This is a genomic window from Sphingomonas lutea (assembly GCF_014396785.1).
GTDB lineage: Bacteria > Pseudomonadota > Alphaproteobacteria > Sphingomonadales > Sphingomonadaceae > Sphingomicrobium > Sphingomicrobium luteum.
Map to the genome: position 1 here is coordinate 2,280,977 of NZ_CP060718.1, position 26,708 is coordinate 2,307,684.

General features: G+C 65.9%; 27 protein-coding genes and 1 pseudogene. 8 read left to right on the plus strand and 20 right to left on the minus strand.

The annotated features are described in order from the left end of the window. Positions 1-6: 6 nt before the first annotated feature. From H9L13_RS11860 to mdh, 4 genes and pseudogenes are all read right to left on the minus strand, one after another. A pseudogene (locus H9L13_RS11860) lies at positions 7-2,810 on the minus strand (2-oxoglutarate dehydrogenase E1 component). 1 nt (position 2,811) lies between these two features. After that, positions 2,812-3,699 carry a succinate--CoA ligase subunit alpha gene (gene sucD, locus H9L13_RS11865; protein WP_187537876.1) on the minus strand — a complete coding sequence of 296 codons (888 nt, stop codon included), beginning with the start codon at positions 3,697-3,699 and terminating at the stop codon, positions 2,812-2,814. After that, positions 3,696-4,043, minus strand: a complete 348-nt coding sequence (locus H9L13_RS11870) for a GIY-YIG nuclease family protein (protein ID WP_187537877.1) — start codon at positions 4,041-4,043, stop codon at positions 3,696-3,698. The genes sucD and H9L13_RS11870 overlap by 4 nt, the downstream gene beginning before the upstream one ends. 44 nt (positions 4,044-4,087) lie before the next feature. Then, positions 4,088-5,050 carry a malate dehydrogenase gene (mdh, locus tag H9L13_RS11875; RefSeq protein ID WP_187537878.1) on the minus strand — a complete coding sequence of 321 codons (963 nt, stop codon included), beginning with the start codon at positions 5,048-5,050 and terminating at the stop codon, positions 4,088-4,090. A 204-nt stretch (positions 5,051-5,254) separates the two neighbouring features. Here mdh and H9L13_RS11880 point away from each other — a divergent pair, with 204 nt between their 5' ends. Continuing rightward, positions 5,255-5,635, plus strand: a complete 381-nt coding sequence (locus tag H9L13_RS11880; protein ID WP_187537879.1) for a hypothetical protein — start codon at positions 5,255-5,257, stop codon at positions 5,633-5,635. A gap of 76 nt (positions 5,636-5,711) precedes the next feature. Here H9L13_RS11880 and H9L13_RS11885 read toward each other — a convergent pair whose 3' ends face one another. Together H9L13_RS11885 and H9L13_RS11890 are read right to left on the minus strand one after the other, a co-directional pair. Further along, positions 5,712-7,880: a TonB-dependent receptor gene (locus H9L13_RS11885; RefSeq protein WP_187537880.1), complete on the minus strand. Its 2,169-nt coding sequence runs from the start codon at positions 7,878-7,880 to the stop codon at positions 5,712-5,714. Positions 7,881-7,943: 63 nt separating this feature from the next. Continuing rightward, complete coding sequence (locus H9L13_RS11890; RefSeq protein ID WP_187537881.1) at positions 7,944-8,378, minus strand: CHRD domain-containing protein; 435 nt, start codon at positions 8,376-8,378, stop codon at positions 7,944-7,946. A gap of 159 nt (positions 8,379-8,537) precedes the next feature. Between H9L13_RS11890 and H9L13_RS11895 the strand changes: the two genes are divergently transcribed. From H9L13_RS11895 to H9L13_RS11910, 4 genes are read left to right on the plus strand one after another with little or no spacing between them, the layout of a single operon-like run. After that, entirely contained in the window at positions 8,538-9,314 is a 777-nt protein-coding gene (locus H9L13_RS11895) for a succinate dehydrogenase iron-sulfur subunit (protein ID WP_187537882.1), read from the plus strand. A gap of 13 nt (positions 9,315-9,327) precedes the next feature. Further along, on the plus strand, positions 9,328-9,828 hold the full coding sequence (locus tag H9L13_RS11900) for a PaaI family thioesterase (RefSeq protein WP_187537883.1): 501 nt from the start codon (positions 9,328-9,330) through the stop codon (positions 9,826-9,828). Then, complete coding sequence (gene zapE / locus H9L13_RS11905; protein WP_187537884.1) at positions 9,825-10,928, plus strand: cell division protein ZapE; 1,104 nt, start codon at positions 9,825-9,827, stop codon at positions 10,926-10,928. Before H9L13_RS11900 ends, zapE begins: the two co-directional genes overlap by 4 nt. 28 nt (positions 10,929-10,956) lie before the next feature. Next, the gene (locus tag H9L13_RS11910; RefSeq protein ID WP_187537885.1) at positions 10,957-12,336 is read left to right on the plus strand and encodes a M20/M25/M40 family metallo-hydrolase; all 1,380 of its coding nucleotides are present in this window, start codon (positions 10,957-10,959) and stop codon (positions 12,334-12,336) included. On the opposite strand, the gene H9L13_RS11915 is transcribed toward H9L13_RS11910, so the two are convergent. Both H9L13_RS11915 and glnE read right to left on the minus strand, forming a co-directional pair. After that, positions 12,333-12,794: a peroxiredoxin gene (locus tag H9L13_RS11915; RefSeq protein ID WP_187537886.1), complete on the minus strand. Its 462-nt coding sequence runs from the start codon at positions 12,792-12,794 to the stop codon at positions 12,333-12,335. The two genes, H9L13_RS11910 and H9L13_RS11915, sit on opposite strands and share 4 nt — an antisense overlap. Beyond that, a complete protein-coding gene (gene glnE, locus H9L13_RS11920) occupies positions 12,791-15,481 on the minus strand; it encodes a bifunctional [glutamate--ammonia ligase]-adenylyl-L-tyrosine phosphorylase/[glutamate--ammonia-ligase] adenylyltransferase (protein ID WP_187537887.1) in 2,691 nt (896 codons plus the stop codon). Before glnE ends, H9L13_RS11915 begins: the two co-directional genes overlap by 4 nt. Positions 15,482-15,552: 71 nt before the next feature. Here glnE and H9L13_RS11925 point away from each other — a divergent pair, with 71 nt between their 5' ends. Beyond that, complete coding sequence (locus H9L13_RS11925; RefSeq protein ID WP_187537888.1) at positions 15,553-15,735, plus strand: hypothetical protein; 183 nt, start codon at positions 15,553-15,555, stop codon at positions 15,733-15,735. Positions 15,736-15,751: 16 nt separating this feature from the next. On the opposite strand, the gene H9L13_RS11930 is transcribed toward H9L13_RS11925, so the two are convergent. The 3 genes from H9L13_RS11930 to H9L13_RS11940 all read right to left on the minus strand — a co-directional run bounded on the left by H9L13_RS11930 (position 15,752) and on the right by H9L13_RS11940 (position 17,492). Beyond that, a complete protein-coding gene (locus tag H9L13_RS11930) occupies positions 15,752-16,390 on the minus strand; it encodes a sigma-70 family RNA polymerase sigma factor (RefSeq protein WP_235090986.1) in 639 nt (212 codons plus the stop codon). A gap of 91 nt (positions 16,391-16,481) precedes the next feature. Beyond that, on the minus strand, positions 16,482-16,664 hold the full coding sequence (locus H9L13_RS11935; protein WP_187540450.1) for a hypothetical protein: 183 nt from the start codon (positions 16,662-16,664) through the stop codon (positions 16,482-16,484). A gap of 30 nt (positions 16,665-16,694) precedes the next feature. Continuing rightward, on the minus strand, positions 16,695-17,492 hold the full coding sequence (locus H9L13_RS11940; RefSeq protein ID WP_187537890.1) for a response regulator: 798 nt from the start codon (positions 17,490-17,492) through the stop codon (positions 16,695-16,697). A 261-nt stretch (positions 17,493-17,753) separates the two neighbouring features. Here H9L13_RS11940 and H9L13_RS11945 point away from each other — a divergent pair, with 261 nt between their 5' ends. Together H9L13_RS11945 and H9L13_RS11950 are read left to right on the plus strand one after the other, a co-directional pair. After that, the gene (locus H9L13_RS11945) at positions 17,754-17,984 is read left to right on the plus strand and encodes a NepR family anti-sigma factor (RefSeq protein ID WP_187537891.1); all 231 of its coding nucleotides are present in this window, start codon (positions 17,754-17,756) and stop codon (positions 17,982-17,984) included. A 21-nt stretch (positions 17,985-18,005) separates the two neighbouring features. Then, positions 18,006-19,538 carry a sensor histidine kinase gene (locus H9L13_RS11950; RefSeq protein WP_187537892.1) on the plus strand — a complete coding sequence of 511 codons (1,533 nt, stop codon included), beginning with the start codon at positions 18,006-18,008 and terminating at the stop codon, positions 19,536-19,538. 74 nt (positions 19,539-19,612) lie between these two features. On the opposite strand, the gene tatC is transcribed toward H9L13_RS11950, so the two are convergent. From tatC to argS, 9 genes are read right to left on the minus strand one after another with little or no spacing between them, the layout of a single operon-like run. Continuing rightward, positions 19,613-20,509, minus strand: coding sequence for a twin-arginine translocase subunit TatC (gene tatC, locus H9L13_RS11955; protein ID WP_187537893.1), 897 nt, complete (start codon positions 20,507-20,509; stop codon positions 19,613-19,615). Continuing rightward, a complete protein-coding gene (gene tatB, locus H9L13_RS11960) occupies positions 20,506-20,844 on the minus strand; it encodes a Sec-independent protein translocase protein TatB (protein ID WP_187537894.1) in 339 nt (112 codons plus the stop codon). Before tatB ends, tatC begins: the two co-directional genes overlap by 4 nt. Positions 20,845-20,862: 18 nt before the next feature. Further along, complete coding sequence (locus H9L13_RS11965; RefSeq protein ID WP_187537895.1) at positions 20,863-21,138, minus strand: twin-arginine translocase TatA/TatE family subunit; 276 nt, start codon at positions 21,136-21,138, stop codon at positions 20,863-20,865. Positions 21,139-21,161: 23 nt separating this feature from the next. After that, positions 21,162-21,728 carry an SMC-Scp complex subunit ScpB gene (scpB, locus tag H9L13_RS11970; protein WP_187537896.1) on the minus strand — a complete coding sequence of 189 codons (567 nt, stop codon included), beginning with the start codon at positions 21,726-21,728 and terminating at the stop codon, positions 21,162-21,164. Then, entirely contained in the window at positions 21,728-22,489 is a 762-nt protein-coding gene (locus H9L13_RS11975; RefSeq protein WP_187537897.1) for a segregation and condensation protein A, read from the minus strand. The genes scpB and H9L13_RS11975 overlap by 1 nt, the downstream gene beginning before the upstream one ends. A gap of 2 nt (positions 22,490-22,491) precedes the next feature. Next, positions 22,492-23,499: a beta-N-acetylhexosaminidase gene (gene nagZ / locus H9L13_RS11980; protein WP_187540404.1), complete on the minus strand. Its 1,008-nt coding sequence runs from the start codon at positions 23,497-23,499 to the stop codon at positions 22,492-22,494. Continuing rightward, a complete protein-coding gene (locus H9L13_RS11985) occupies positions 23,499-24,164 on the minus strand; it encodes an SPOR domain-containing protein (protein WP_187537898.1) in 666 nt (221 codons plus the stop codon). Before H9L13_RS11985 ends, nagZ begins: the two co-directional genes overlap by 1 nt. Next, entirely contained in the window at positions 24,161-24,964 is an 804-nt protein-coding gene (locus H9L13_RS11990; RefSeq protein WP_187537899.1) for an SPOR domain-containing protein, read from the minus strand. Before H9L13_RS11990 ends, H9L13_RS11985 begins: the two co-directional genes overlap by 4 nt. 2 nt (positions 24,965-24,966) lie before the next feature. Continuing rightward, positions 24,967-26,700, minus strand: coding sequence for an arginine--tRNA ligase (argS, locus tag H9L13_RS11995; RefSeq protein ID WP_187537900.1), 1,734 nt, complete (start codon positions 26,698-26,700; stop codon positions 24,967-24,969). Positions 26,701-26,708: the final 8 nt, after the last annotated feature.

Genomic DNA, 26,708 nt, shown 5'->3' on the forward strand with positions numbered 1-26,708 from the left:
ATTACCTCATTCCGCGGCAACGGCCGCGCCTTTGTCCTGGTGGCTATGGCCGAGCGCGGCGGCAATCAAGGCCGCCTGCTCCGCCGCGTGGCGCTTGGCGAGGCCGGTCGCGGGCGACGCACCCGCGTCGCGGCCGGCATATTGCGGCCGCAGCTTGTGCCCGGCCTCGGCGAGCGCGGCTTCGAGCAGCGATTCGACGAAGAACCAGGCGCCGTTGTTGCGCGGCTCTTCCTGCGCCCAGATGACGTCCTGCAGGCGCGGCATGGCCTTGAGTCGCTTGACCAAGGGCTCGGTCGGGAAGGGATAGAGCTGCTCGATACGCAGCACCTCGACACCAAGGTCGCCCGCGCCGTCGCGCGCTTCCATCAATTCGTAGCCGAGCTTGCCCGAGCACAGCACCAGCCGCCGCGTCTCACCCTCGGCCGGCGGGTTGAGGTCGCTGAGGATGCGGCGGAAGTGGCTTTCGCCGGTGAAGTCGGCGGCGGTCGAGACCGCGAGCTTGTGGCGAAGCAGCGACTTGGGCGTCATCATCACCAGCGGCTTGCGGAAATCGCGCCGCATTTGCCGCCGAAGGATGTGAAAGTAGTTCGCCGGCGTGGTGCAATTGGCGACCTGGATATTGTCGTCGGCGCACAGCTGCAGATAGCGTTCGAGTCGCGCCGAGCTATGTTCCGGCCCCTGCCCTTCGAAACCGTGCGGAAGCAGCATGACCAGCCCGCTGGCGCGCAGCCACTTGGCTTCGCCCGCGGCGATGAACTGGTCGATGATCGTCTGCGCGCCATTGGCGAAATCGCCGAACTGCGCTTCCCACAGCACCAGCGTCTTCGGATCGGCGAGCGAATAGCCATATTCGAAGCCGAGCACGCCGAATTCGGACAGCGGACTGTCGCGGACTTCGAAGCGGCCCCCTTCGACATGGGCGAGCGGGATATGTTTCTTGCCGGTCTGCTGGTCGACCCAAACCGCGTGCCGCTGGCTGAACGTTCCGCGACCGCTGTCTTGCCCAGACAAGCGCACGCTTTGCCCTTCGGCAAGCAGGCTGCCGAACGCCAGCGCCTCGGCCGTCGCCCAGTCGAACCCGGCGCCATTGGCGAACATCGCCGCCTTGGAGTCGAGGATGCGCTGCAGCGTTTTATGAATGCTGACGCCCTCCGGGACGCGGGTCAGCTGCTCGCCGAGGCGCTTGAGCAGGTCGTCGCCGATCGCGGTCGCGATGTTGCGGCGGCCGAGCACCGGCTCGCCCGGGCGGCCGAGCCCCGCCCAGCGCCCCTCGAACCAATCGGCCTTGTTGGGGAGGTAAGAGGTGGCGGCGGAGAAATCGCCTTCGAGGCGGTCGATGTAGCTCTTGGTCTCGCCGTCGATCCACGCCTGGTCGATCACGCCTTCGGCGATCAGCTGCTTGGCATAAATCTCGCTGATCGGCGGCTGCTTCTTGATCGCGGCGTACATGAGCGGCTGGGTGAAGCTCGGCTCGTCGCCCTCATTGTGGCCGAAGCGGCGGTAGCACCACATGTCGATGACGATGTCGCGGTTGAATTCCTGGCGGAACTCGATCGCCAGCTTGCAGCACCAGGTGACCGCGGCCGGATCGTCGCCGTTGACGTGGAGGATCGGCGCCTGGATGCCCTTGGCGACGTCCGACGGATAGGGCGAGGAACGCGCGAACTGCGGGCTGGTCGTGAAGCCGACCTGGTTGTTGATGATGAAGTGGATCGTGCCCCGGTGGCATAACCGGGGAGGCCCGAGAAGCTGAGGCATTCCCACACCACGCCCTGCCCGGCGAAGGCGGCATCGCCGTGGAGCAGGATCGGGAGCACGGTGTCCCCTTCGGCATCGCCCTTGATGGTCTGCACCGCGCGCGCCTTGCCGAGCACGACGGGGTCGACCGCTTCGAGGTGCGATGGGTTGGGCAGCAGCGTCAGATGGACCTTGTTCCCGTCGAATTCGCGGTCGCTGCTGGTGCCGAGGTGATATTTGACGTCACCCGACCCGCCGACATCGGCTGGGTTGGTCGCGCCGCCGGCGAATTCGTGGAAGATGGCCTGCGCGGGCTTGCCCATGACGTTGGTGAGGACGTTGAGGCGGCCGCGGTGGGCCATGCCGACGTCGATTTCCTCGACACCCATCTGGCCGCCGTACTTGATCACCGCTTCCAGGGCCGGGATCGCGCTTTCGCCGCCGTCGAGGCCGAAGCGTTTTGTGCCGACATATTTCTTGGCGAGGAATTTTTCCCACTGCTCGGCGTGGATGACCTTGGCGAGGATCGACTTCTTGCCCTCGGGCGTGAACTGGACGGTCTCGTCCGCACTCTCGATCCGCTCCTGGATGAAGCGCCGCTCCTCCAGGTCGTTGATGTGCATATATTCGAAGCCGATGTGGCCGCAGTAGGTTTCGCGCAGGATCCGCTCGATCTCGCGGATGCTCGCCTGCTCGAGCCCGAGCGTGCCGAAGATGAAGATCGGCCGGTCGAGATCGGCTTCGGTGAAGCCGTGATAGGCGGGCGTGAGGTCGGCCGGCAGGTCGCGCTGGTAGAGGCCGAGCGGGTCGAGGCTGGCGGCGAGGTGCCCGCGCACGCGATAGGTGCGGATCAGCATCATCGCGCGGATGCTGTCCTCCGCCGCGCGGCGAATGTCGTCGGGGGATGCGCCCGACGCGGCTGCGCGCTCGGTCGCGGCCTTCTTGACCTGCGCGATGGTCGCCTGCGTGGGGTCGAGGCCGAGATTGACCTCGTCGAGCTCGGCAAGCGGCCAATTGGGCCGCGCCCAGCTCGGGCCCGGTTCGGCTTCGTTGTTGATCTGCTGTTCGTTCATGTCAGGCCGTGGCCAACAAACCCTTCAAGGTGCGGCCGAGTTCAGATGGGCTGGGCGAGACGGTAATTCCAGCCGCCTCCATCGCCGCGATCTTGCTGTCGGCGTCGCCCTTGCCGCCCGAGATGATCGCGCCGGCGTGGCCCATGCGCTTGCCTGGCGGCGCGGTGCGGCCGGCGATGAAGCCGACGACGGGCTTCTTGCGGCCGCGCTTCGCCTCGTCGGCGAGGAATTGCGCGGCGTCTTCCTCGGCGCTGCCGCCGATCTCGCCGATCATGATGATGCTCTTGGTCTCGTCGTCGGCGAGGAACATTTCGAGCATGTCGATGAATTCGGTGCCCTTGACCGGGTCGCCGCCGATGCCGACCGCGGTCGACTGGCCGAGGCCCTCGTTGGTCGTCTGGAAGACGGCTTCATAGGTCAAGGTGCCCGAGCGGCTGACGATGCCGACATTGCCCTTCTTGAAGATGTTGCCGGGCATGATCCCGATCTTGCATTCGTCCGGAGTCAGCACGCCAGGGCAATTGGGCCCGATCAGCCGCGACTTCGACCCGTCGAGCGCGCGCTTTACCTTGACCATGTCGAGCACCGGAATGCCCTCGGTAATCGTGACGATCAGCGGCACCTCCGCATCGATCGCCTCGAGGATGGAATCCGCGGCAAACGGCGGTGGGACGTAGATCACAGAGGCGTTGGCGCCGGTCTTCTCGACCGCCTCGCGCACGGTATCGAACACCGGCAAGTCGAGGTGGGTCGTCCCGCCCTTCCCCGGCGTCACGCCGCCGACCATCTGCGTGCCGTAGGCAAGCGCTTGGCTCGTATGGAATGTGCCGGTTTCGCCGGTCATCCCTTGGGTGATGACCCTGGTGTTGCGGTCAACGAGGATGCTCATTCCGTCACTTCTATCCTTCCAGCGTCATCCCGGCGAAGGCCGGGACCCAGCTCAAACAAAGACTCGTACAGGTCGTCCCACTCCGGGTTTGCCTCTTCGATTAGCCGCAACTTCCACGCGCGTTGCCATTCCTTGATGCGCTTTTCCCGCTGGATTGCCGGTTCCATCGTCTCGTGCATCTCGAACCAGACGAGCGTGGTGCAGCCGTATCGCTTGCTAAAACCAGGATAACTCCCGTTCTTGTGCTTCCAAATTCGACCCGGCAGATCGCTTGTCACGCCGGTATAGATCGTTCCGTTCCGCTGACTGGCCACGATGTAAACTGCTGGGAGGCGTTCACGCATCGTTTTTTGTTTCGCTGGGTCCCGGCCTTCGCCGGGATGACGGTTTAGGCCAAATCTCCATCGATCGCCTTGCAAGCCTCGAGCAGCTCTTTCACCGCGTCGACGCTGACCTGAAGGTTGCCCTTGGCTTCGTCGTCGAGGGCGATTTCGATCACTTCTTCCGCGCCGCCCGCACCGATCACGGTGGGCACGCCGACGTAGAGGCCGTCGAGGCCGTATTTGCCTTCGACGTAGCTCGCGCAGGGCAGGATGCGCTTCTGGTCATTAAGATAGGCTTCGGCCATCGCGATCGCGCTGGTCGCCGGCGCGTAATAGGCCGAGCCGGTCTTCAAGAGCGCGACGATCTCGCCGCCGCCGCCGCGGGTGCGGGTGACGATTTCGTCGATCCGTTCCCTGGTCGAACGGCCCATCTTGACGAGGTCGTCGACGGGGATTCCGCTGACGGTGGTGTAGCTGGTCACCGGCACCATCGTGTCGCCGTGGCCGCCGAGCACGAAGGCGTTGACGTCGCGCACGCTGACCTTGAATTCCTGCGCGAGGAAGGTGGCGAAACGCGCGCTGTCGAGCACGCCCGCCATGCCGACGACCTTGTTGTGCGGGAGGCCGGAGAATTCGCGCAGCGCCCAGACCATCGCGTCGAGCGGGTTGGTGATGCAGATGACAAAGGCGTCAGGGGCGTTGGCCTTGATGCCCGCGCCGACCGCCTTCATCACGCTCAAATTGATGCCGAGCAGATCGTCGCGGCTCATGCCCGGCTTGCGCGGCACGCCCGCGGTGACGATCACCACGTCGGCACCGGCGATGTCGGCATAATCGTTGGTGCCCTTGAGGCTGGCGTCGAAGCCGTCGACCGGGCCGCACTGGCTGATGTCCAGCGCCTTGCCCTGGGGCATGCCCTCGGCAATGTCGAACAGGACGATATCGCCCAGCTCGCGCATCGCCGCGAGGTGCGCGAGCGTTCCACCGATCATTCCCGCGCCGATCAGCGCAATCTTCTTACGAGCCATTCGAGCTGCCGCTTTCCTCTGAAGTTCAGGACGCCAAGGACCGGCGCCACGAAGTTGGCGGCGCTCTAAACCGGCGCGGGGAGTCGAGCAACCGCCCGAAAGCGTGTCATCCGGCCTGTCCTTCGAGCAGTGCGCATTTCTGACGCCGCGGTAACTAAGTGCGTCAATGCGCGTTCATGCGCGAAACGATAAGAAGGCCGCACCATGAAAAACATCCTCCTCATCGTCGGGGCCGCGGCGTTCGCCGCCGCCGCACCGGCCGCCGCCAAGCCGGGCCACGCCAAGGGCCACGGCAATGCAAAGCATGCCAAATATTTCGGCTATGCGGGCGCCTGCCCGCCGGGGCTGGCCAAGCATGACGGCCATTGCATGCCGCACGGCCAGTACAAGAAGATGTACAAGGTCGGTCAGCGCTACAACACGCGCTACGGCAACGTCTGGGCATACAACCAGATTCCGTACGATCTGCGCACGCAGTACGGCTTCCAGCCGGACTACAATTATTATTACGGCAACGGCTATCTTTACCAGGTCGACCCGCGCACCCAGCTGATCCGCGCGGTGGTCAACGCCATCCTGCGCTAGGCGAATCCAACATGGTTTGAGGGCCGCGGCGTTTCCCCTTCGCCGCGGCCCTCTTCATGTTTGACGCGCTGCCGTCCTAGAAGGTTTTGCGCAGTTCGAGCATCAGGCTGCGGCCTGCGGGATCCGAATAGACCGGCTGAAAACGCAATGGGGTCAGGCCACGCGAATCGCGCACCTGCTGCCGCGCGTTGCCAAGGTTGACGACCGACAAGGTCAGCCGTGTCCCCGTGAGCCAGTCGGCCGACGGCACCAGCCGCGGTCCATCGACAAAGGCGCGCAGGCCGATCGTCGTCAACGGCGCGAAGCGCAGCAGATTGGTGTCGGCGGTGTCGCTCAGCAGCAAGCTGGCCGCGCTTCGATGCTGGCCGGTCAGTCGTACGCCCATCCCGCGCTCGGCATAGCCCGCGCTGACCTCCAGCTCATGACGCGGGCGGGCGCCGCCGCCCAAGGCAATGGCTGCACCGGACAGCAAATCGACCTCGCCCAGTCCGGCGCGGATCACCAGCTTGCTGTTGCGGACCCAATTGTGCGCCAGGTTGATCTGAAAGCGGCCGCCGCGGTCGCTGCTCGGCACGGGCAGTTCAAGGTTGAGGGTCGAGCGCAGCTGATCCTCGCTCTGCCGGGCAAAGGTCACCGGCCGCGAATCGACCTGCGTCAACACGCCGCCGGGAGCGCGCACGAAGCGCTCGGGGAAGGCCAGCAGCAACAGCTCGCTGCCTTGCGGGAGGATGGTGACGAGATCGCGATTGCGCGTGCTCAGATATTCGGCGGCCAGCGTCAACGGCACCTTCCGCAGCGGCCTGACCTGCAGCGCCAGGCGCCGGCTGGCGGCGCGTTGGGCGCCGAGGCCCGGACTGCCGCCCGTCACCTCGATGACGTCGACCGTCTCACCGGTCACCGGATCGAGATAGCGCACGCCCGGCGTGGCGAGCAGCGGGGCGGCGACCAGGCTGAGCGTCGGCGGGGTGCGACCGGTCGTGACCGCACCGTCGACGCGCAACCATTCGGCGGGGCGCCATTGCAGCGACCAAGTCGAATTGGTGAGCGTGCCGACCTGGCTGACATAAGTGCGGCGAAGCTCGATGCCGGCGGTCAGGTCGCCGAGCGCGGCAAGCGGGCCGGCACCCGCGCTGGTGAGGGGGATTTGCAGCCCCGCGCTGACTTCCCGCCGCCATTGCACGAACCGCTCACTGCTGCCCCCGAGCGAATCCCGGTCGAGGCCAGCGCGAAGACTGAGGCTGAGCGGCCCGGCGGGAAGGTCGAACAACGGCCCCGCCGCGGTTAGTTCGGCGCCCGCATTGGTCGCGATCGACGAGGTGCGCGTGGCGGAGCCTTCACGCCCGATATCCGTGCGGTTGCGGTCATGGCTGTAATTGCCGAAGACGCCCATCAGCCATGGCCCGGCGTCGGCGTTGAGCTGCAATTCGATCGAACCGGCGCGGGTCCGGCTGCGCTGTTCGAGCGGCTCGCCGGCGGCGTCGAGGCCCAGGCCCGATCGGGTTCGCCCACTGGCCAGCCGTGCACTGATGTTGGCGTCGATGCTTCCGGCAATGGAATCGGCGGCGGACAGGCGAAGCTCGCTATTGTCCAGTTCGGGGCGGAGCGATCGGAATTCGCCCAGGCCGACCGGGGAACCGGGCGGCTGGATCGTGTCGCGGTCGCTTTCGCGCAAAGCGTCCTCGCTGCGGGTGCGGAGGGTCACGTTAATGCGCCGAGGCCGTCGAATGGTGCTGAAGCCGACCTCACCGGCGCGGCTGCCGACGCCGCCTTCGGTCGCGATCCCGAACGCCGCACGGCCAGCGGTCGTGCGAACCTGCGGCTTCAGGAGAATGTTGATGACGCGCTTGGTGCCTGCAGCGCCGAACCGCATGCCCGAGCCCTCCGGCAACACCTCGATCCGGGCCAGCGCTTCGGGTGGGAAGCGGTCGATGCTGCCCAGGCCGGCAACGCGGCGGCCATCGACCAGATAGACCGATTCCTCGCCGATATTGCCGCGTTCGCGGGCGATCTCGTCGAGCACCTCGCCGACTGTCGCCGCGCCGTATGTCGCGATGTCGTCGGCGGTGACGATGCGCTCGGCGCGGATGCCGAGCAACGGGCGCTCCCCGATGACGAGGATTTCGGGGTTGGCGCTCGTGGCCTGGCCGAGCGCCGGGGCAGCGATGCCCGGCAAAGCGGCCCCGATCAGATATGTCAGGATATGCCCGCGGGACCGTCCGCCCGCAGGTTTGCGCGATACGATCACGGCACCACTCCCGTGGCTGCACGGCCCGAAGGCAGGAGCGCTGCCTTCGGGACGCTGTAAGGCTTAGCCGAGCTGGGCGCGCAGCGCGCCGCCCGGATATTGCGCGTTGTGAACGTTCACGTAGTAGTTTTCCGGTTCACGGATGATTTCGAGCGCCTGCGCGCGGCTGACCGAAACGCATCCCGAGCTCGACCCGCTGGTCGGCGCGGTCAGGCCGACGACGACCGGTCCTGCGGATCCTGCCGGCGCCTCGTGGATATGGGCCGCGGTCGCCGGCTGAATATCGCGGACGGCCAGCGTATAGCACAGCTGGCCCTGGCCCGGATTGATCCGCACCGTCGCGGTGCCGGTGCCGTCCGGGTCGCCCTGGACGGGAACTTCGACTTCGCCTTCGAGCATTACTCGAAATCTTTTTCCGCTGTCGTCCTGGGCATTGGCGGCTGCCGTGCCGAGAACGGCGGCGGCTGCAAGAACTGCTGGAATTACGATCCGGCGCATGGGCGTGTCTCCTTGATGATTACGTCCCCCGGAGCAGATACGAGGACAAACGCCCAGCGGATGCAGTCGTTGCGCGGTCGCGGCGGCGCCACAAATCAACAGGCGCTTTCAAAATGGATGCCGGCCATGCTAGCGGCCTGCCGAGCAAGGAGTATGCGCTTGGCAGAGTTCAGGCTTCCCAAGAACAGCAGGATCAGCCGCGGTCGCGATCACAAGGCGGGCGACGGCAAGCGCCTGAAGACGTTCAAAATCTATCGCTACGATCCGGACAGCGGGGCGAACCCGCGGTGGGACCGCTATACGATCGACCTCGACACGTGCGGCCCGATGGTCCTCGACGCGCTGATCAAGATCAAGAATGAGGTCGATCCGACGCTGACCTTCCGCCGTTCGTGCCGTGAGGGGATTTGCGGGTCGTGTTCGATGAACATGGCGGGCCGCAACGGCCTTGCCTGCACGACGGCGATCGACGACGTGAAGGGCGAGGTGCAGATCACGCCGCTGCCGCACATGGAGGTAGTCAAGGACCTCGTCCCCGACCTCACCCACGCCTATGCGCAATATGCGATGATCCAGCCGTGGCTGAAAACCACGAGCGCCCCGCCGTCGCGCGAGCGGCTGCAGTCGCCGGCCGACCGCGAAAAGCTCGACGGTTTGTACGAATGCATCCTGTGCTTCTGCTGCACGACCAGCTGCCCGAGCTACTGGTGGAACAGCGACCGCTTCCTCGGCCCCGCGATCCTGCTGCAGGCTTATCGCTGGCTCGCCGACAGCCGCGACGAAGCCACCGGCGAGCGGCTCGACCAGCTCGAGGATCCGTTCCGGCTCTATCGCTGCCACACGATCATGAACTGCGCCAACGTCTGTCCCAAGGGCCTCAACCCGGCCAAGGCGATTGCCGAGACCAAGAAGCTCATCGCCGAGCGCGTCGGCTGAGGAGTCTGGCAACGTGAGCGACGTTCCGATCGGCAATCCCGGATCGGCCGACCAGGACGGCGTTCCGCGCGGCGCATCGCCCGATCCCGACCATCCCGGCTGGTACAGCTGGGGCGAATTCCCGCGCGGCAGCTTCGCCGCCGCCACGGGCAAGTTGCTGTTCAAGCCCGACGGGCCGGGCCGCGGCATCGCGCGCATGTTCCCGACCGAAAGCCACATGAACATGGGCGGGTCGCTCCACGGCGGATCGGTGATGAGCTTTATCGACATGAGCATGTTCGCCGGCGGCCTGTGCGCCGGGATGGCACCGGGGCATTTCGTGACGCTCGACCTCACCACGCATTTCCTTGCGCGCGGCAAGCCGGGGTCGCCGCTCGACGCCCATGTCGAGCTGGTGCGTGAGACTCGCGGGCACGCCTTCCTGCAAGGCGTGGTCAAGCAGAACGGCGAGAATTGCTACAGCTTCAGCGGCACGCTTCGGCGAGTCAGCACACCCAACCGCCCGGCGGCATGACCGGCCGCGTCGGCGCCGCCTACCGGCGCCTGATCGCCGACCAGGAATTGAAGCCCGACGCCGCCCAGGAGCGCGCGGTGGCCGCGCTCGATCAATTGGCGAACGGTGCACGTGAGCACGGGCTGCTGGCGCGATTGTTCGGCAGTCGCGCTGAGGGACCCGCCGGCGTATATCTGTGGGGCGGGGTCGGGCGCGGCAAATCCATGCTGATGGACTTGGCGTTCGACGAGGAGGCCATCGCGCCCAAGCGCCGAGTCCATTTCCACGCCTTCATGCTGGAGACGCACGCGCGGTTGCGCGAGGCCCGCAAAGAAGAGGACGGCGACCCGATCGAGCCTGTGGCCGAGCAGATCGCACAGGAAGCGCGGCTGCTCGCCTTCGACGAAATGCAGGTCACCAATCCCGCCGATGCAATGATCCTGTCGCGCCTGTTCGCGCGCCTGATCGACCTTGGGGTGAGGATCGTTACGACCAGTAACCGCCCCCCGCGCGATCTGTACAAGGACGGGCTCAATCGGGAGCTGTTCCTGCCCTTCATCGACCTCATCGAGCAGCGTATGCTGGTGGTCGAAGTGAATGGCCCGACCGATTACCGGCTTGAACGACTGTCGGGCGTCGACGTGTGGCATGTCCCCAATGGCCCCGAGGCGACGGCCGCTTTGTCCCGCGCCTTCTTTCAACTGACCGATTACCCGGTCGAGGACCGCGCCAAGGTGCCGTCAGAGGAGCTCGATGTTGGTGGGGGGCGGACGCTGCACGTGCCCAAGAGCTTGAAAGGAGTCGCGGTCTTTTCGTTCAAGCGGCTGTGCGGAGAAGCGCGCGGGGCCGCCGATTATCTGGCCATCGCGCAGCGGTTCCATACGGTGATCATCGTCGGCATTCCGATCATGGGCCGTGAAATGCGCAACGAGGCGGCGCGCTTCGTCACGCTGATCGACGCCTTCTACGAGCATAAGGTGAAGCTGCTTGCCGCCGCCGACGCCGAACCGGCGGGGATTTACCCGGCGGGGGACGGCAGCTTCGAATTCGCCCGCACCGTCAGCCGCCTCGAGGAAATGCGCAGCGCCGACTACCTTGCCGAGGGGCATGGCGCCGCTTAGGCTCCCCTTACAAATGGGGGGAAAATCCATGCGTCCGATGTTTGCCGCGGCTCTGCTTGCACTTCCCGCTATCGCACACGCGCAGGCGCCCGACCCCGCGAAGCGCGCCGCCGAGCGCGCCTTGTTCGAGAAGATCGTCGAGATCCCAACGGTGGCCGGGCGGCCCGCCGAGTTCAAACGGCTGACCACCGTGCTGACCGCCGAATTCCGCAAGGCGGGCATGATGACAACGGTCAAGGATCATGACAATACGCAGACGCTGATCGCGCGCTGGCCCGCGGCGCGGCCGAGCGGCAAGAAGCCCATCCTGCTGATGGCGCACATGGATGTCGTCGAAGCGAAGCCGAGCGACTGGAAGAACCCGCCGTTCGAATTTCGCGAGGAGGGCGGTTTCTACCTGGGCCGGGGCACGTCGGACAATAAGAGCCAGCTCACCGGCATCATCCTCGCGCTGCAGGAACTGAAGCGCCAGGGGTTCCAGCCGACGCGCGACATGGTCGTCCTGTTCACGGGCGACGAGGAAACCGCAATGCATGGCGTGCGCCGCGCATCGACCGAATGGCGCAACCTGATCGACGCCGAATATGGCCTGAACTTCGATGGCGGCGGCGGATCGGTCTATCCCGACGGGCGGCCCGAAGGCTGGTACATCCAGATCGCCGAGAAGACCTACGCCGACTACAAGCTGGTCGCGACCAATCGCGGCGGGCACAGTTCCGCGCCGCGCCCCGACAATGCGATTTACGCCCTTGCGACGGCGCTTAAGGCGATCGAGACGCATCGTTTCGAACCGATGATCAACACCGCGACGCGAAGCATGTACGAGCAGGTCGCGATCAACGACAAAGGCCAATATGGCGAACTGGTGAAGCAGTTCGTCGCCGATCCCAAGGATCGCGAAACCGCGGACATGCTGGAGTCGCTCGACCCCGGCTACACGCGAACCCGCTGCGTCGCGACGATGCTGTCGGGCGGCCACGCCCCGAACGCATTGCCCCAGCGGGCCGAAGCCAACGTCAATTGCAGGATCTTCCCCGGCGTGAAGATCGAGACGGTGCGGCAGACGCTGCAGGCGCTATCAGGGAACGATGTCACGGTGACGGTCGATGCCGCTTCGACCACGCCCGAAACGGACGTGTCGCCGATGCGGTCGGACATCGTCGATGCCTATCGCGCCGCCGTGGCCACGCGCTTCCCCAATGCGCCGATCCTGCCCTTCCAATCGGCCGGTGCGACGGACGGCTCCTACCTGCGCGCGGTCGGAATCCCGGTCTATGGCGTCGGCGGATCCTGGGGTGTCGTCGGCCAGAAGAGCGGCGCCCACGGTCTCGACGAAAAAGTGTGGATCGAAGGCTTCCACGGCCAGGTGCCGATCACCGTGGAATTGCTCAAGCGCCTCGCAAGTTAAGCGGCGGCCTTCGCCGCCTTCAACACCTCTTCGGCGTGGCCGGGGACCTTGACCTTGCGCCACGCCTTGAGGACGCGGCCGTCCGCGCCAATCAGATAGGTCGCACGCTCCATGCCCATATATTTGCGGCCGTACATCGACTTTTCGACCCAGGTGCCGAAGGCGTCGGAGATGGCGCCATCCTCGTCGGAGGCGAGCGGCACGTCGAGCTGATATTTGTCGATGAACTTTTCATGCTTCTTCATCGGGTCGCGCGACACGCCCACGACCTTGACGCCTGCCGCGCGGAAGTCGCCCGCAAGCGCGGTGAAGTCCTGCGCTTCCCGCGTGCAGCCGGACGTGTCGTCCTTGGGATAGAAATACAGCACGAACGGCTGGCCCGGCGATGCGAGATCGATCGTCGTCCCGTCGCTTGCGTTCAGTTGAATGCCCGGTGCCTTGCCGCCCTCTTCGATCATGCCTCTGCCTCGTTCCGAACCTTGGTCCACAATTCCGCGATGCTTTGCCGGGCCGCGTCATGCTCGGCAAGGAGCTCGTCCCAGCTGGAGGCGCCGCACGCCTCCGCCACCAGCTGCCACGTGTCGGTCGTCGGCTGGACGTCGCCGGGCGCCACAAGCCGCATCATCACCAGCATTCGCGTCAGCAAACGTTGCGCATTGACAACTTTTTCCGACACTAAAGACTCGGCGGCCAGCGCCTGAAGCGCGGTGTCGAGACCCGGATCGAGCCCGACATGGCGGGTCAGCTGAAGCACGTGAACCGCGAATTCGAGGTCGACGAGGCCGCCCGGGCCAAGCTTGACGTCGAGCTTGCTCCTGGCCGGTTTGTGCCGCTCCATGTCAGCCCGCATCTGCGCCGCGTTACGCGCCGTCTGGGCCCGGTCGCGCGGCATGCGCAGGATATCGTCGATCAGCGCCGCCGCCCGCGCCTGCGCCGCGGCCGAGCCGGCGACGGGGCGCGCACGGCACAAGGCCATATGCTCCCACGTCCAGGCGGTCTGCCGCTGGTAGCGGCCGAAGGCTTCGAGCGACACGGCAAGCATGCCGTCCGATCCCTCGGGACGAAGACGGGTGTCGACCTCGTACAAGGGGCCGGCCGCGGTCGGCACGCTGAGCGCCGCCGTGACCCGGCTGGCGAGGCGGTTGAAGTAATCGTTAGGGCCAAGCGGGCGTCGCCCATCCGACACTGCGTCGGCCGGTGCGGTGTGCAGGTAAATGATATCGATATCGGACGCGTGGGTGAGTGCGCAGCCGCCGAGACGGCCGAGCCCGAGCACGACGAGCTCGCCATCGATTCGGCCATGCGCCTCGACGAACTCGCGCGTCGCCGCCTCGCTCAGCGCCACCAGCGCGCCTTCGGCGACGCGCGAATAGCCCTGCGCGACCTCGAGCGGGTCGCGGTGGCGATCGATCAATTGGACGCCGAGGGCGAAGCGCCGTTCGTTGACCAGGCGCCGCACGCGGTCGAGCGCGACATCGTAGGGCAAGTCGGCCATCGCGCGCGACAGCAGCGCGGCAAATTCGGCGGTGGGGGGCGGCATCTCGAAGCTCGAGGCGTCGAACAGCCCCTCGAACAGCTCGGGACGCCGCGCGAGCTGGTCGGACAACGCCGGGGCGTGCGCCAGCACCTTGGCGAACAGCCGCGCCAGCTGCGGGCGCGCCTCGAGCAGGCGGAAGAAATTCACGCCGCTCGACAAATGCTCAATGATATCGCTGAGGCGGTTGAGCGCATGGCTCGGGTCGCTGCCGTTGGCGATCGCCTGGAGAAGCCCCGGCAGCATGCCTTCAAGGGCATCCTGCGCCGCCGGGGACCGCAGCGCGCGGACTTTGCCCGAGCGCCACTCGGTGACGCGCTGCGCGGCTGTAGCGGGGTCGGAAAAACCCAACGCCTGCATATCATGAAGCAGGCTTCCCCCTTCGCTCGAAAGGCGGCGGTTCCCTTGCGGGGCAAGGCCGTCGAAAATGGTGCCTACGCGATCGACCGGTCCGTCGAGCTGCGCCAGGAGTTCGCCACCGTCGGACAGGCCGTGGAGCCTTGCCACTTGGTCCAGCGCCTCTTGGCGAACCGGAAGCAGGTGCGTTTGCGCATCGTCTATCATCTGAACGCGATGTTCGACGGTGCGGAGCAAACGGTAGGCATTGCCAAGGGCTGCTGCGTCCTCCTCCTCGAGATGACCCGCACGTACCAGCGATCCGAGGGCGTCCAGTGTGGCCGGCAAGCGTACCGAGGGGTCGCGCCCACCATGGATCATCTGCTGGATCTGGACGAAGAATTCGACCTCGCGGATTCCGCCACGGCCGCGCTTGAGGTCGAATCCGGGACCGAAGCGTGCGTTCTGCGCGAAATGGTCGCGAATCCGAGTTGAGATCAGCCGAACGTCATTGATGACCCCGAAATCGAGCGAACGCCGCCAGACAAACGGCCGGATCGCCTCCAGGAACCTGTCGCCGAGCGCGATGTCGCCAGCACAGGCGCGGGCACGGATGAACGCGGCACGCTCCCACGGCAGCGCGCTCGATTCATAATGCGAGATCGCGGCGTTCACCGGGAGCGCAATGGGCGTGACTTCCGCCGACGGACGCAGCCGCAGATCGACGCGCACGACATAGCCGTCGGCGGTGCGTTTCTGGAGGATTTCTATCAACCGCCGACCGTAACGGACGGCAGCCTCGCCAGGGTCTTCGCGCTCGCGGCGCGGCATACGCTCAGGGTCAAACAGAAGCAGCAGATCGACGTCGGACGAATAATTGAGTTCGCAGCTGCCGAGCTTGCCCATCGCAATGACCGCGAAGCCTTCCGGCCTGGCGTCGGGCACGCGCTCCGCAATGGCAGCGGCGACCGCCCGATCGATCGCGAGATCGGCGAATTCGGAGAGTTGGGCGGTGACACGCTCAAGGGAATATTCCCCCGAGAGATCGCCCAGCGCGACGGAAAGCGCGAGCCCGTGACGCTGCCGACGAAGCGTGCTTTCCAGCGTGTCTGCGATGGCCGACAGCGCTAAGCTCGCCGCGGCATCGGCACCCTGCTTCACAGAGGCCGATGTGACATCCGGATACAGTCCCACGGCCTCCCGCAGGAAAGGCGAATGCGACGTGGCGCGTTCGAGCGCGGACTGTCGTGCCCCTGTGTCATTTGTATCACCCATCAGCGACGAATCATTGCCGGAAAACGGCGGGCGACGAAACTTCTGGCGGGTTTTGGTCGTTTGCCTTGGAAATGAAGCTGGAACGTGAACCCGTTGCGGCGTCGGAATTGGATAACATGGATCGCAGGGTCATCCGCGTAGATATTCCGCCCGCGCATGCCGGCATAACCGCCGCACTCCGCAAAGCCTTTGAAGCTGCGGCAGTGGAACCGTGCGACCGTGATTTTGCCGAACTGCTGCGGAAGCTGAATTAGTAAACGGCCGGCGCGATCAACCGTGATCGCGGCTGAGATCGTCGACCTCACCCATGATGGTCTGCAGTGCGGACTTGTCAGGATCGGTTCTATGTTGCCGACGCGATGGCAATTTGCCGCTCGACAATAGCTGCTCGAGCGCAACCCTTCCGCGCGCCACGCGGCTCTTGATCGTGCCAACCGCGCAGCCGCAGATTTCCGCCGCTTCCTCATAAGCAAAGCCGCCCGCGCCGACGAGGATCAGCGCCTCGCGTTGCGGCTGTGGCAAGTGCATCAGCGCGCGTTGCATGTCGCCAAGCTCGATATGCCGGTCCTGGCTGGCCGGGGCGGCGAGGATCTTCGACGCCGTGATATCGTCCCATTCGCCCTTGAAGCGCGCACGTCGCATCTGGCTGAGGAACAGGTTGCGCAAGATGATGAAGGTCCAGGCGCGCATGTTAGTCCCGGCCTGGAAGCGCTTGCGCGCGGCCCACGCCTTCAGCAAGGTTTCCTGGACAAGGTCGTCGGCAAGGTCGCGGCTGCCCGAAAGAGAGCGGCCGAAGGCGCGCAGGTGCGGAATGACGGCCGACAGCTGATCCTTGAATTCCGGATCGGACAGGGAGACGTGTTCGGACGGCGCGTCCGCGCTGCGTTCCTGATCACGATCGTCGGTCAAAATGAGAACCCCACCCTTTACTGAGCGCCGGCTTTGGCCGGACGCCGTTTGATCCAACATGAACAGCGAATGTGACGGACGCGAGGCGGCTTTAGGAAGCGCCGAAAATGACGATGATCACGAACGCAATCACCACCAATAACGTCCCCCACACGAGCACGTTGCGAGCAACGCCGGGCGTAGACCCCGCACGCGCTTCGGTCGTGGTTTCGTGGATCTGGGGGTCGGAGTGCGGATCAGCCATCAAATTCTCGTCGTCAATTCGCTGTTTCAAGGCCAACGCGCCTCACCCGGCGCTGTTCCGTCACGATGCCGGAACGGTCGCCGCGTCAAAGAACAGGGCTTGGGCAATCGCCGCTTTGACCGTGGACCGCTGAAAAGGCTTGGTGATCAGGAAGGTCGGCTCGGGCCGCGTGCCGGTCAGCAAGCGCTCGGGGAAGGCAGTGATGAAGATCACGGGGACCGAAAATTCGGCCAGAATGTCCTTCACGGCGTCGATTCCGCTGGAGTCGTCGGCGAGCTGGATGTCGGCAAGCACGAGCCCCGGGGGGTGCTCGCGCGCCTGGGCCACGGCTTCGTCACGCGTCACCGCGACGCCGGTGACGTTATGACCAAGGTCACGGACGATCGTTTCGATGTCCATCGCGATGATCGGCTCATCCTCGATGATGAGGACGTCCGCAAGCGTCTGGCGCTCGATCTCCTCAAGCGCTTCGGCCACCAGTGAATCGACGTCATTGGGGCTTGCACCGATGAGGAAGCCGGCGTCTTCGGAAGAGAAACCTTCGAGCGACGTCAGGAGCAGGGCCTGGCGCGACAGCGGCGTGATCCGCGAGAGGCGCGCCTGCGCGATTCCTTCGGCACCGTTCAGCGACGAAGGCTCCTCGCCCTCCTCGATGTTGGCGGTCGACCAGATCGCATGGAACGTCTTGTAGAGCCCAAGGCGCGGGTCAATCTCGCGCGGGAACTCGTCAGGCTCGGCAACGATCGCCTCCAAGGTGGCGCGCACGAAGGCGTCGCCATGCGCCTGGCTGCCGGTAAGGGCCCGGGCGTAACGGCGGAGGAATGGCAAGTGCGGAGCGAGTTCCTGGCCAAGCGACATCGGTACAAACTCTCCTGGATAAATCGAATTGCAAGCGTCTTTGGCGGCGGCTCGATGTTGTTGCAACCCTGGAAGGACCGTTGCGTGCCGCGGATGCACGCCCCCCAAAGATATGATCGAGCACTGGAACAAAGCATTGGCCATTTGGTTTCCCCAGCACATCGGGTACCCGCGCGTTCCTGTCCGCCGCCATGGGCCGTCGCCGAGTGTTGCCGTGCGATACGTTCGCGATGAACCGTTGCGCGGCGAATTGAGTGAAGTATGAGGCGCGCATTGCCCGCGCGAGGGGGATTGAGTTTGAGTGCCAGGAAGCGAAGCACGACGGACGGAGCCGATAATAAGAACGCTTCGAGAAAACCGTCCGCTGCCGACGGAAAAAGCCGAAAGCAACGCTCGGGCGACCTGGGGCGCGCGCTCCGGACGATCTATGACGACACGTTGCGCGAAGCCGTTCCAGACGATTTCCTCTCGCTCATCGGAAAACTGGACTAGCGGCTCGTTCGGACGCTTCGAATGACCGCGGGCGAACGCTTCCAGCGGCTTCCGACAGGTGCCAAACTTTTCCTGATCCTGACCGCCGCGATCCTCCCCATCGGGATCGCGTTGGTGTTTTTCGGCCGCAATGAAATCCGGGAAGCCAATGCTGCGCTTCAAGGTCGCAGCGACGACCAGGCCCAGGCAGCCGCGGAGGCCATCGAAGGACTGGTCGCACGCAATGCCCTTGCGCTGAGAATCGCGGCGAATGGCGCACTTGCCGATGGTTCCGTCCAGGCTTGCGAGCGCGCCCGCCGCTCCCTGTCCATCGCGCCCGGCGTGGCGCAGGATTTTGAGCTTGAGGCGCCCGATGGAACCCCTCTCTGCGCGACCGCGAAGATCGGCAACACGGGCTCCTTACCTTTGACTGCGCCGGGCGACATCCACGTCCAGATCGCCCCGAGCGACGATTCGCTCGCGATTCGCGCCGGCGTCATCGGCGGGATGGCCACCTCGCTGATCCCCCTGGAAGTAATCCAGAACGCGGCGAAAAATTCCGGCCAGAAGATCGAGGCGCTGGTGTTGCGCGACCGCACGCGCGAAATCCGGGTCATCGGTCCGCCCGACGTGCGCAATCTCCGGCTTCAGCTCACCGAAAGAAAGATCGGCAATGGCGGCGTCGTCGCGCGGATCGGGACCCCGGTGCAGCGAATCACGATCATCGATCGCTTGCTGTTGCTGCTGCCGCTGCTGATGTGGGTGACCGCTGCGGTGATCACCTGGCTCCTCGTCAGCCGGCTCCTGCTCCGACCGCTCAAGCGGCTTCAGCGTGGCGTAGCTGCCTATGAGCCGGGCAGCGAAACGCTCGATGTCCCGCACAAGCTGGGGCCGTCCCGCGAGATCCAGGAACTGCGTGACGCTTTCGCGCGGACCATGGCGCGAGTCGAGCAATCGGACCGGGAGATGGCAGCGGCGCTCGAAGGCCAGCGGCGGCTGGTCCGCGAAGTCCACCACCGGGTGAAGAACAATCTTCAGGTCGTCGCATCGCTTCTCAATATTCACGGCCGCAGCGCCAATACGACCGAAGCCCGCGCGGCCTATGCCGGGATCAGCCGGCGGGTCGGTGCGCTCTCGATCGTTCACCGCAACCATTTTGCCGAGATGGAAGAAAGCCGCGGAATCGCAGTGCGCCCGCTGATGTCGGAATTGGCGGCCGAACTGCGAGCCGGCGCGCCCGACGAGGCGCGAGGCTTCGCCATCGACCTCGACGTCGACACGGTTTTCACGACACAGGACGTCGCCGTCGCCATCGCCTTCCTGGTCACCGAGATCGTCGAGTTCGCGATGATTCATTGCCCACAGGAACCGATCGAGATCACCCTTCGCCGATCGAGCGAGCTGACCGCGCGCATGACGATGAGCAATCGTGTTCTCGACCCCGATAAAGCGGGTGAACCGGAGAAAGCGCAGTTCGAACGGATCGTCACCGGGCTGGCCAAGCAACTGCGTTCCCCGCTCGACCGGAAGCTGGGACGATATAGCGTCGATTTGCCGGTTTTCCCGCCGGTTTAGACGCTTCGCAAAATCGTTACGGGGACGGCCAAAAAAAGTTGGCGGGCACCGGAACCCATTTCAAAGACACCGCGTTATGCAGTTCGGATAGTGACCTTTTGCCCCCCCGCTCTCGCTATCCGATTAAATGGGCCCGGAACCGCCAACCCTCCCCCCCCCGGTGGCGCTTCCGGGCCCTCTTTTGTCTGGGGGCCCCCATCATCGCTGACACTGCCCGCATCCGGTGACGCCAAGCGTGCCGCGCGCCAATGCGTCAAACGGATGGCGAGGATAGCCAATTCGTAGAGCGCATAGAGCGGGACGAGCAGCATCAGCTGCGACACCACATCGGGCGGCGTAAGCACGGCCGACACCACTGCCGCGCCGACGATCGCGTAGCGGCGGGAACGGGTGAGTTGGTCGAGGCGAACGATCCCCGCGCGTTCCAGGATCATCAACAGGATCGGCAGGAGGAAGGCGACACCGAATCCGAACAGGAAACGCGTCGCGAAGCTCAGATAATTGCCGACGCCGGGCAGCGCTTCCTGCTCCACGCCGCCGACCGTGCCTTCGAACGAGAGCAGGAAGTGCAGCGCCCACGGCATGGCGACGAAATAGGCAAAGGCCGCCCCTGCGCCGAAGAATACCGGCGTCAGCAGCAGGAAGGGCAACAGGGCCCTTTTTTCCTTCACGTAAAGGCCGGGCGCGACGAACTTCCATATCTGCGTTGCGAAGACGGGGAAGCACAGCATCAACGCCGCGAACAAGGCGACCTTCACCTCGACGAAGAAAGCCTCGAACACGTCGGTGAAGATGAGCTTGCCCTGCCCCGCCTGAAGCAGTGGCTGCACCAGCACGGCGAAGATCGGCTTGGCGAAATAGAGGCAGACGCCGAACGCCAGGATCAGTGTTCCAAGCGACCATAACAGCCGCCGCCTGAGCTCGATCAGATGCTCGAGCAGCGGCGCCTTGGTGTCGTCGATATCCTTCATGGCAGCGGCCGCTCGGCCGGCGGGCGCGGATCATCGTCCGCGGCTGGCGGCTCTTCCGGCGGTGGGGGCGGCGGAGCGGGATCGGGATAATGGGCGTCAGGCGGATGAAGCCGCATGATCCGCTCATTTTCTTCGCGCCACTTGCGCTCCATCTCCTCCAGCTCCGCCTCGCGCATCATGTTTTCAATGCCCGACGTGAAGTGGCGCGCCATCCCGCGCACCCGCCCGACCCAATAGCCGACGGCTCGCATCGCCTTCGGCAGGTCCTTGGGGCCAATGAAGATCAGCGCCGCAACGGCGATCAGCAAAAGCTCGGTGGTGTCGACGCCGAACATCGGCGTTCCTCGCCGACGCTACGGGCGCGGCGTGGTGTCGTCGGCCGGCGGCGGGGGCGGCGGAGTGACCGGCTCCTGCGCGCGCGGCGGCTGCGGCGTGACGTCGATCGGCCGGTTCTCGATCGAGCGCGGCGGCTCCTGGCGCTTGGCCGCTTCCTCGTCGCCCATGCCTTCCTTGAAGCTTTTCAGCCCCTTGCCAAGGTCACCCATCAGGTCGGAAATGCGTCCGCGCCCGAACAGCAGCATGACGAGAATGATGACAACAAGCCAATGCCAGAGGCTGAAACCGCCCATGTGAAGCTCCTTTGCAGGCGTATCTAGTCGGCTTCCTCTTCGCTTTCCAGTTGCAGTTGGAAAGCGGAGTCGTCGAGCGGGTCGAGCAGTCCGGCGGCCTTGAGGTCGTCGATGCCCGGCAAGTCGCGCCGCGAGCCGAGGCCGAAGTGCGACAGGAACTCTTGCGTGGTCGCGTAGAGCAAGGGCCGCCCCGGGCCTTCGCGGCGGCCGGCAGGGCGGACCCAGCCGGCATCCATCAGCACGTCGAGCGTGCCCTTGGAAATTTGCACGCCGCGGATCGCCTCGATCTCGGCGCGGCTGACGGGCTCATGATAGGCGATGATCGCCAGCGTCTCGGTCGCCGCGCGCGACAGGCGGCGGACCTCCTCACGCGTGCGGCGAAGCAGATGCGCAAGGTCGGGCGCGGTCTGGAAATGCCAGCGGCCGCCGCGTTCGACGAGCTCGATCCCGCGGCCTTCATAATGCGCCGACAGCTCGCCCAGCGCGATCTCGACGTCGCCCTCCCCGACGTGCAGCTTCAGCTCCTCGATCGTCAGCGGTTCCGCGGAGGCGAACAAGGTGGCTTCGAGCGCGCGCGCCAGCTCGTCCATCACGCAGCCTTCAATTTGATCGGCGCGAACGGTTCGTCCTGCACGAATTCGAGCCTGCCGCGACGGGCGAGTTCGAGCATTGCCAGGAAACTCGACGCCAGCGCCGAGCGGCGAAACTGCGGGTCCTGCGTGTGGGGCAGGAAGCTTTCGAGAAACGTCCAGTCGAGCGCCGCGCCTACCAAGCGGCCGACGCGGTCGAGGGCTTCCTCAAGCGTCATCACCGACCGCGCATGGACGACATGCATCGCCGGCGCGGTCCGGGCACGGACGGCACCATAAGCCGCGAACAGATCGAAATCGCGCACCTGCCAGGCGGCCTTGCGCACCAGCCGCAGCCCTTCGGGCGCGCCGCGCAGGAAGACGTCACGACCGGTGCGATCGCGGCCGAGCAGGCGCGCGCCGGCTTCGCGCATCGCATCGAGCCGCTGCAGCCGCATCTGCAGCCGGAAGGCAATCTCCTCGGGGCTCGGATCGGCCTCCGGATCCTTGGGCAGGAGCAGGCAGGATTTGAGATAGGCCAGCCACGCCGCCATCACGAGATAGTCGGCGGCAATCTCCAGCTTCAACGCGCGCGCTTGCGCGAGATAGGCCAGATATTGTTCGACCAAGTCGAGGATCGACAGCTGGGCAAGGTCGACCTTTTGCGCGCGCGCCAGGCTGAGCAGCAGGTCGAGCGGACCTTCCCAGCCGTCGAGGTTGAGGGTGAGTTCGTCAGATTGCTGGCGAAGCGGAAGGCCGTCGAAGTCCGTGTCGTCAGCCACCGTCAGGCCCGCGCGAGCAAGGCGTCGCGCTTTGCGACTGCTTCGGCGAAGTCGGGGCCATCGTCGTCGATCAACGTCGCGGCCATGGCCCGCGCGAGCCGCCCTTCCGCTTCCGGGGTCAAGGCACCGATCCGCGCGGCAATCTCCGCCATTTCGTCAAACTTGCCCGAGCAGTGGAGGACGACGTCGCAACCCGCGGCAAGCGACGCAATGGCGCGTTCGCCGGGCGTGCCCGACAGCGCTTCCATCCCGATATCGTCGGTCATCAGGAAACCGTCGAAGCCGATGCGACCGCGGATGATTTCTTGGATCACGAACGGCGACTGGCTCGACGGCCGCTCGGCATCCCATGCCGTGAAAAGGATGTGCGCGACCATGCCCATCGGCGCCGCGGCAAGACGCTCGAACGGTTCAAGATCGATCGCCAGATCGTCAACGCCGGCATCGACCACCGGCAGTTCGTGATGGCTGTCGACGAGCGCACGGCCGTGGCCGGGCATATGCTTGACGACGCCGACCACGCCGGCCGAGGCGAGGCCGTCGAGCACGGCGCGGCCGAGCGCCGCGACCTGCATCGGCTCGGCCCCCATGGCGCGGTCGCCGACGATGTCGCTCGCGCCCTCCTGCCGGACGTCAAGCACCGGCAGGCAATCGACGTTGACGCCGACTTCGCGCAGCATCAGCGCCAGCGCGCGCGCGTTCGATCGCGCGGCTTCGATCGCCGACGATGGCGCGGTCCGGTAGAGCCGGTCGAAGGCCTCGCCCGCAGGGAACGCCATCCATTCGGGTGGCTTCATGCGCGCTACGCGCCCGCCTTCCTGGTCGATCAGCACGGCAAGGTCGGATCGCCCGTGCAGGCTGCGCAGATCGTCGGTCAACCGCGACAGCTGGGCGCGGTCGACGCAATTGCGCTTGAACAGGATGTAGCCCGCGGGGTCGGAGTCGCGGAACAGCGCGCGCTCATCATCGGTCAGTTCGGCACCGGCGAGCGAATAGATAGCCGCCTGCATCATTGGGCCACGAAGCAATTCTCGCCGGCCGCCTTGAGCGCCTGGCAGGCTTCGCGCGCGGCAGCGGGCGACGCGGCGGCGGCACGCAAGCGGATCCCGCCCGAGAAAGGCACGACCAGCTTGGTCATCGACCCGACGTTGGGGAAGCGCGTCGACAGCAGGGTCCAGGCCCGCTCCGCCTGCGCGCGGTTCTGGAATGCGCCGAGCTGGATGACGCTGCCCTTGGCACCGGTCGGCGCGGGCGCTTCTTCGGCCGGCGCGGGCTTGGCGGCGGGCGGTTCGGCGGCGGGCGTGGCATCGGCTTTGGGGGGTGCGACGGCGGCGCCGGGCACCTTGCTCAGGTCGAGCTGCGCGTCGCGATCCTCGCCCGCGCTGGTTTCGAATGCCGTCTGGCTCTCGCCCGCAACGTCGAGGCCGCCGGGGTCCGCGGGCTTGACCTTATACGGTCCGGGGGCGGCGCGGATCAGCTCCGGCGCACCGCTGACTTCGGCATCCTGCTGGCCAAGCCAGAAGAAGGTGCCGGCGACGAGCGCCGCCGCGAGCACGACGACGAGCAAGGCTGCGAGCATCTTGCGCGCCGACAGGCCGCGCGGCTCGTCCTCGTCCTCGACGGCCTGCAGCCACGGCAGCTGCCCGTCGTCATAGGCCGACCTCTGGTCGCTCATCGTTCGACTTTCGCTTTCCACGGCAGGCCGACCACTGCGCAGCTGTAGCGGATCCTGCGCATGCGCTGGCACAGCACTTCCGAATGCGCCTGCGAGGTGGTGCCGATCTGGAAGCGATAGAAGCGCTTGCCGCGCGAGTTGCGTGTCGGGACCACGACGGCAGGCAGGCGCGCGACCGCGGGATAAGAGCGCTGCATCCGCCGCCAGCCGAGCTTCGCCTGCTGCCGCGACCCGAACGCGCCGATCTGCACCAGCCGTCCGCTGGCGCCGGCGGACTGCCGGGCGTTCCACAAGGTGAGCTGTTTGGCGCGTGCCGGCGCGGCGCGGGCCGATTGCGTTGGCGCAGGACGCGCGGGCGCGGGCGTCGCCACCGTCGCCTTCTGTTCCGAAACCGTCTCGTCCAGCCGCGCGCGAGGCGGCTCCTCGCGCCTGAGGATCGCACGCCTGCGCGGCGGGGAAGGCCTTGCGGCACGCGGCTCGGGAACCGAGACGACGGGCGCCGGCGCCGGGCGAACCTCAGGCGTCTCGACAATTTCGACCGGGGGCGGCGGTGCTGGAAGGCGCGCCTCGGGCAGCTTGACGCTGGCTTGCGGCGGCGCCGGCGCCGGCTGCACCACAGGATCGGCCTGCGGCCGGTCGACCGAGCGCGTGCCGAGCCAGTAAGACCCGCCCGCGAGGAGCAAGGCACCGGCAACCGCCCAGCCCAGAACCTCCCGCGCGCGATGGCCCGCGCGCGGCTTCGGTTCGTCATGAAGCCATGGCAGCCGGTCCATTCCGACTGCCGCCCGGCTGTCGGTCATCCTCAGCGCATCTCCTCGGTCGCGGCGACCCCCATCAACCCTAGTCCGCTGCGGATGATTTGCGCGATTCCGAGCGCCAGTTCCAGCCGGGCGCGAGAAAGTTGTGGATTGTTTTCAACGAGGAAGCGACGCGCGGGATCGTCATTGCCGCGGTTCCACAGCGCGTGGAATGCCGCCGCCAGATCGTAAAGATAGAATGCGATGCGATGCGGTTCGTGCGCCAGCGCCGCACTTTCCAGCGTGCGCGGATATTGCGCCGCGAGCTTGACCAGGCCGAGCTCTTCATCGTCGAGCAGGTCGAGGTCGGCCGGCGCGCCGAGATCGACCCCGGCGTCGGCGGCCTTGCGCTTGAGCGAACTGATCCGCGCATGCGCATACTGAACGTAGAAAACCGGATTGTCCTTCGACGCTTCGACCACCTTGGCGAAATCGAAATCGAGCGGGCTGTCGGCGCGCTTGGTCAGCATCATGAAGCGGACGACGTCCTTGCCGACTTCCTCGACCACTTCGGCAAGCGTGATGAAATCGCCTGCGCGCTTGGACATCTTGACCGGCTCGCCGTCGCGGAACAGCCGGACCATGTTGACCAGCTTGACGTCGAGGTCGACGCGCCCGTCGGTCAGTGCGTTGACGGCCGCCTGGACACGCTTGACCGTGCCGGCATGGTCGGCGCCCCAGATGTTGACCAGATGGTCGGCCTTTTCTGCCTTCTGGAGGTGGTAAGCGGCATCGCTGCCGAAATAGGTCCAGCTGCCGTCCGACTTCTTCATCGGGCGATCCTGGTCATCGCCAAACTGGGTCGAGCGAAACAGGGTCAGTTCAACCGGTTCCCATTCGTCGTCAGGCTGCAGGCTCTTGGGCCGTTCGAGCACGCCTTCGTAAACCAACCCCTTGTCGCGCAGCACCTCCATCGCGCGATCGACCGCGCCGGTACGCTGCACCTCCGCCTCGGAAGCGAAAATGTCGTGATGGATGCCGAGCAGCGCCAGATCGTGGCGGATAAGGTCGAGCATCGCCGCAATCGCGCGCTCGCGGAACACGGGCAGCCATTCGGCCTCGCTCACCTCGCAATAATCGTCGCCGAAGTCGGCCGCTAGGATGCAGCCGACGCCTATCAGATATTCGCCCGGATACAGGCCCGCGGGAATGTCGCCGATCGTCTCGCCCAGCGCCTCGCGGTAGCGCAGGTAAGCGGACCGGGCGAGCGTATCGACCTGCGCCCCGGCATCGTTGACATAATATTCCTTGGTGACGCGGAAACCTGCCGCTTCGAGCACCCGTGCGAGGCTGTCGCCGACCACTGCGCCGCGGCAGTGGCCCATGTGCAGCGGCCCGGTCGGATTGGCCGAGACATATTCGACATTGACCCGCTCGTTGGCGCCGATCGTCGACGTGCCGTAGCCGTCGCCTTGCGCGACGATCGTGCGCAGCTCGTCGCGCCAGGATTCGGGGTCGAGCCGGAGGTTCATGAAGCCGGGACCCGCGATTTCGACCGAGCGCACCGGCGGCAGCGCTTCGAGCCGCGGCTTGATCAGCTCGGCAAGCGCGCGCGGATTGGTCTTGGCCGCCTTCGACAGGACCATCGCGACATTGGTCGCAAGGTCGCCGCGCGTGGGATCGCGCGGTGCCTCGACCGCAATGCCGCCACGCGAAACACCCGCCGGCAGCGCGCCTTCAGCAACAAGATCGTCAAGCACTCCGTCGAGGAGCGCGGCATAGCGAGCGTACAGGGACATAGCGCGCC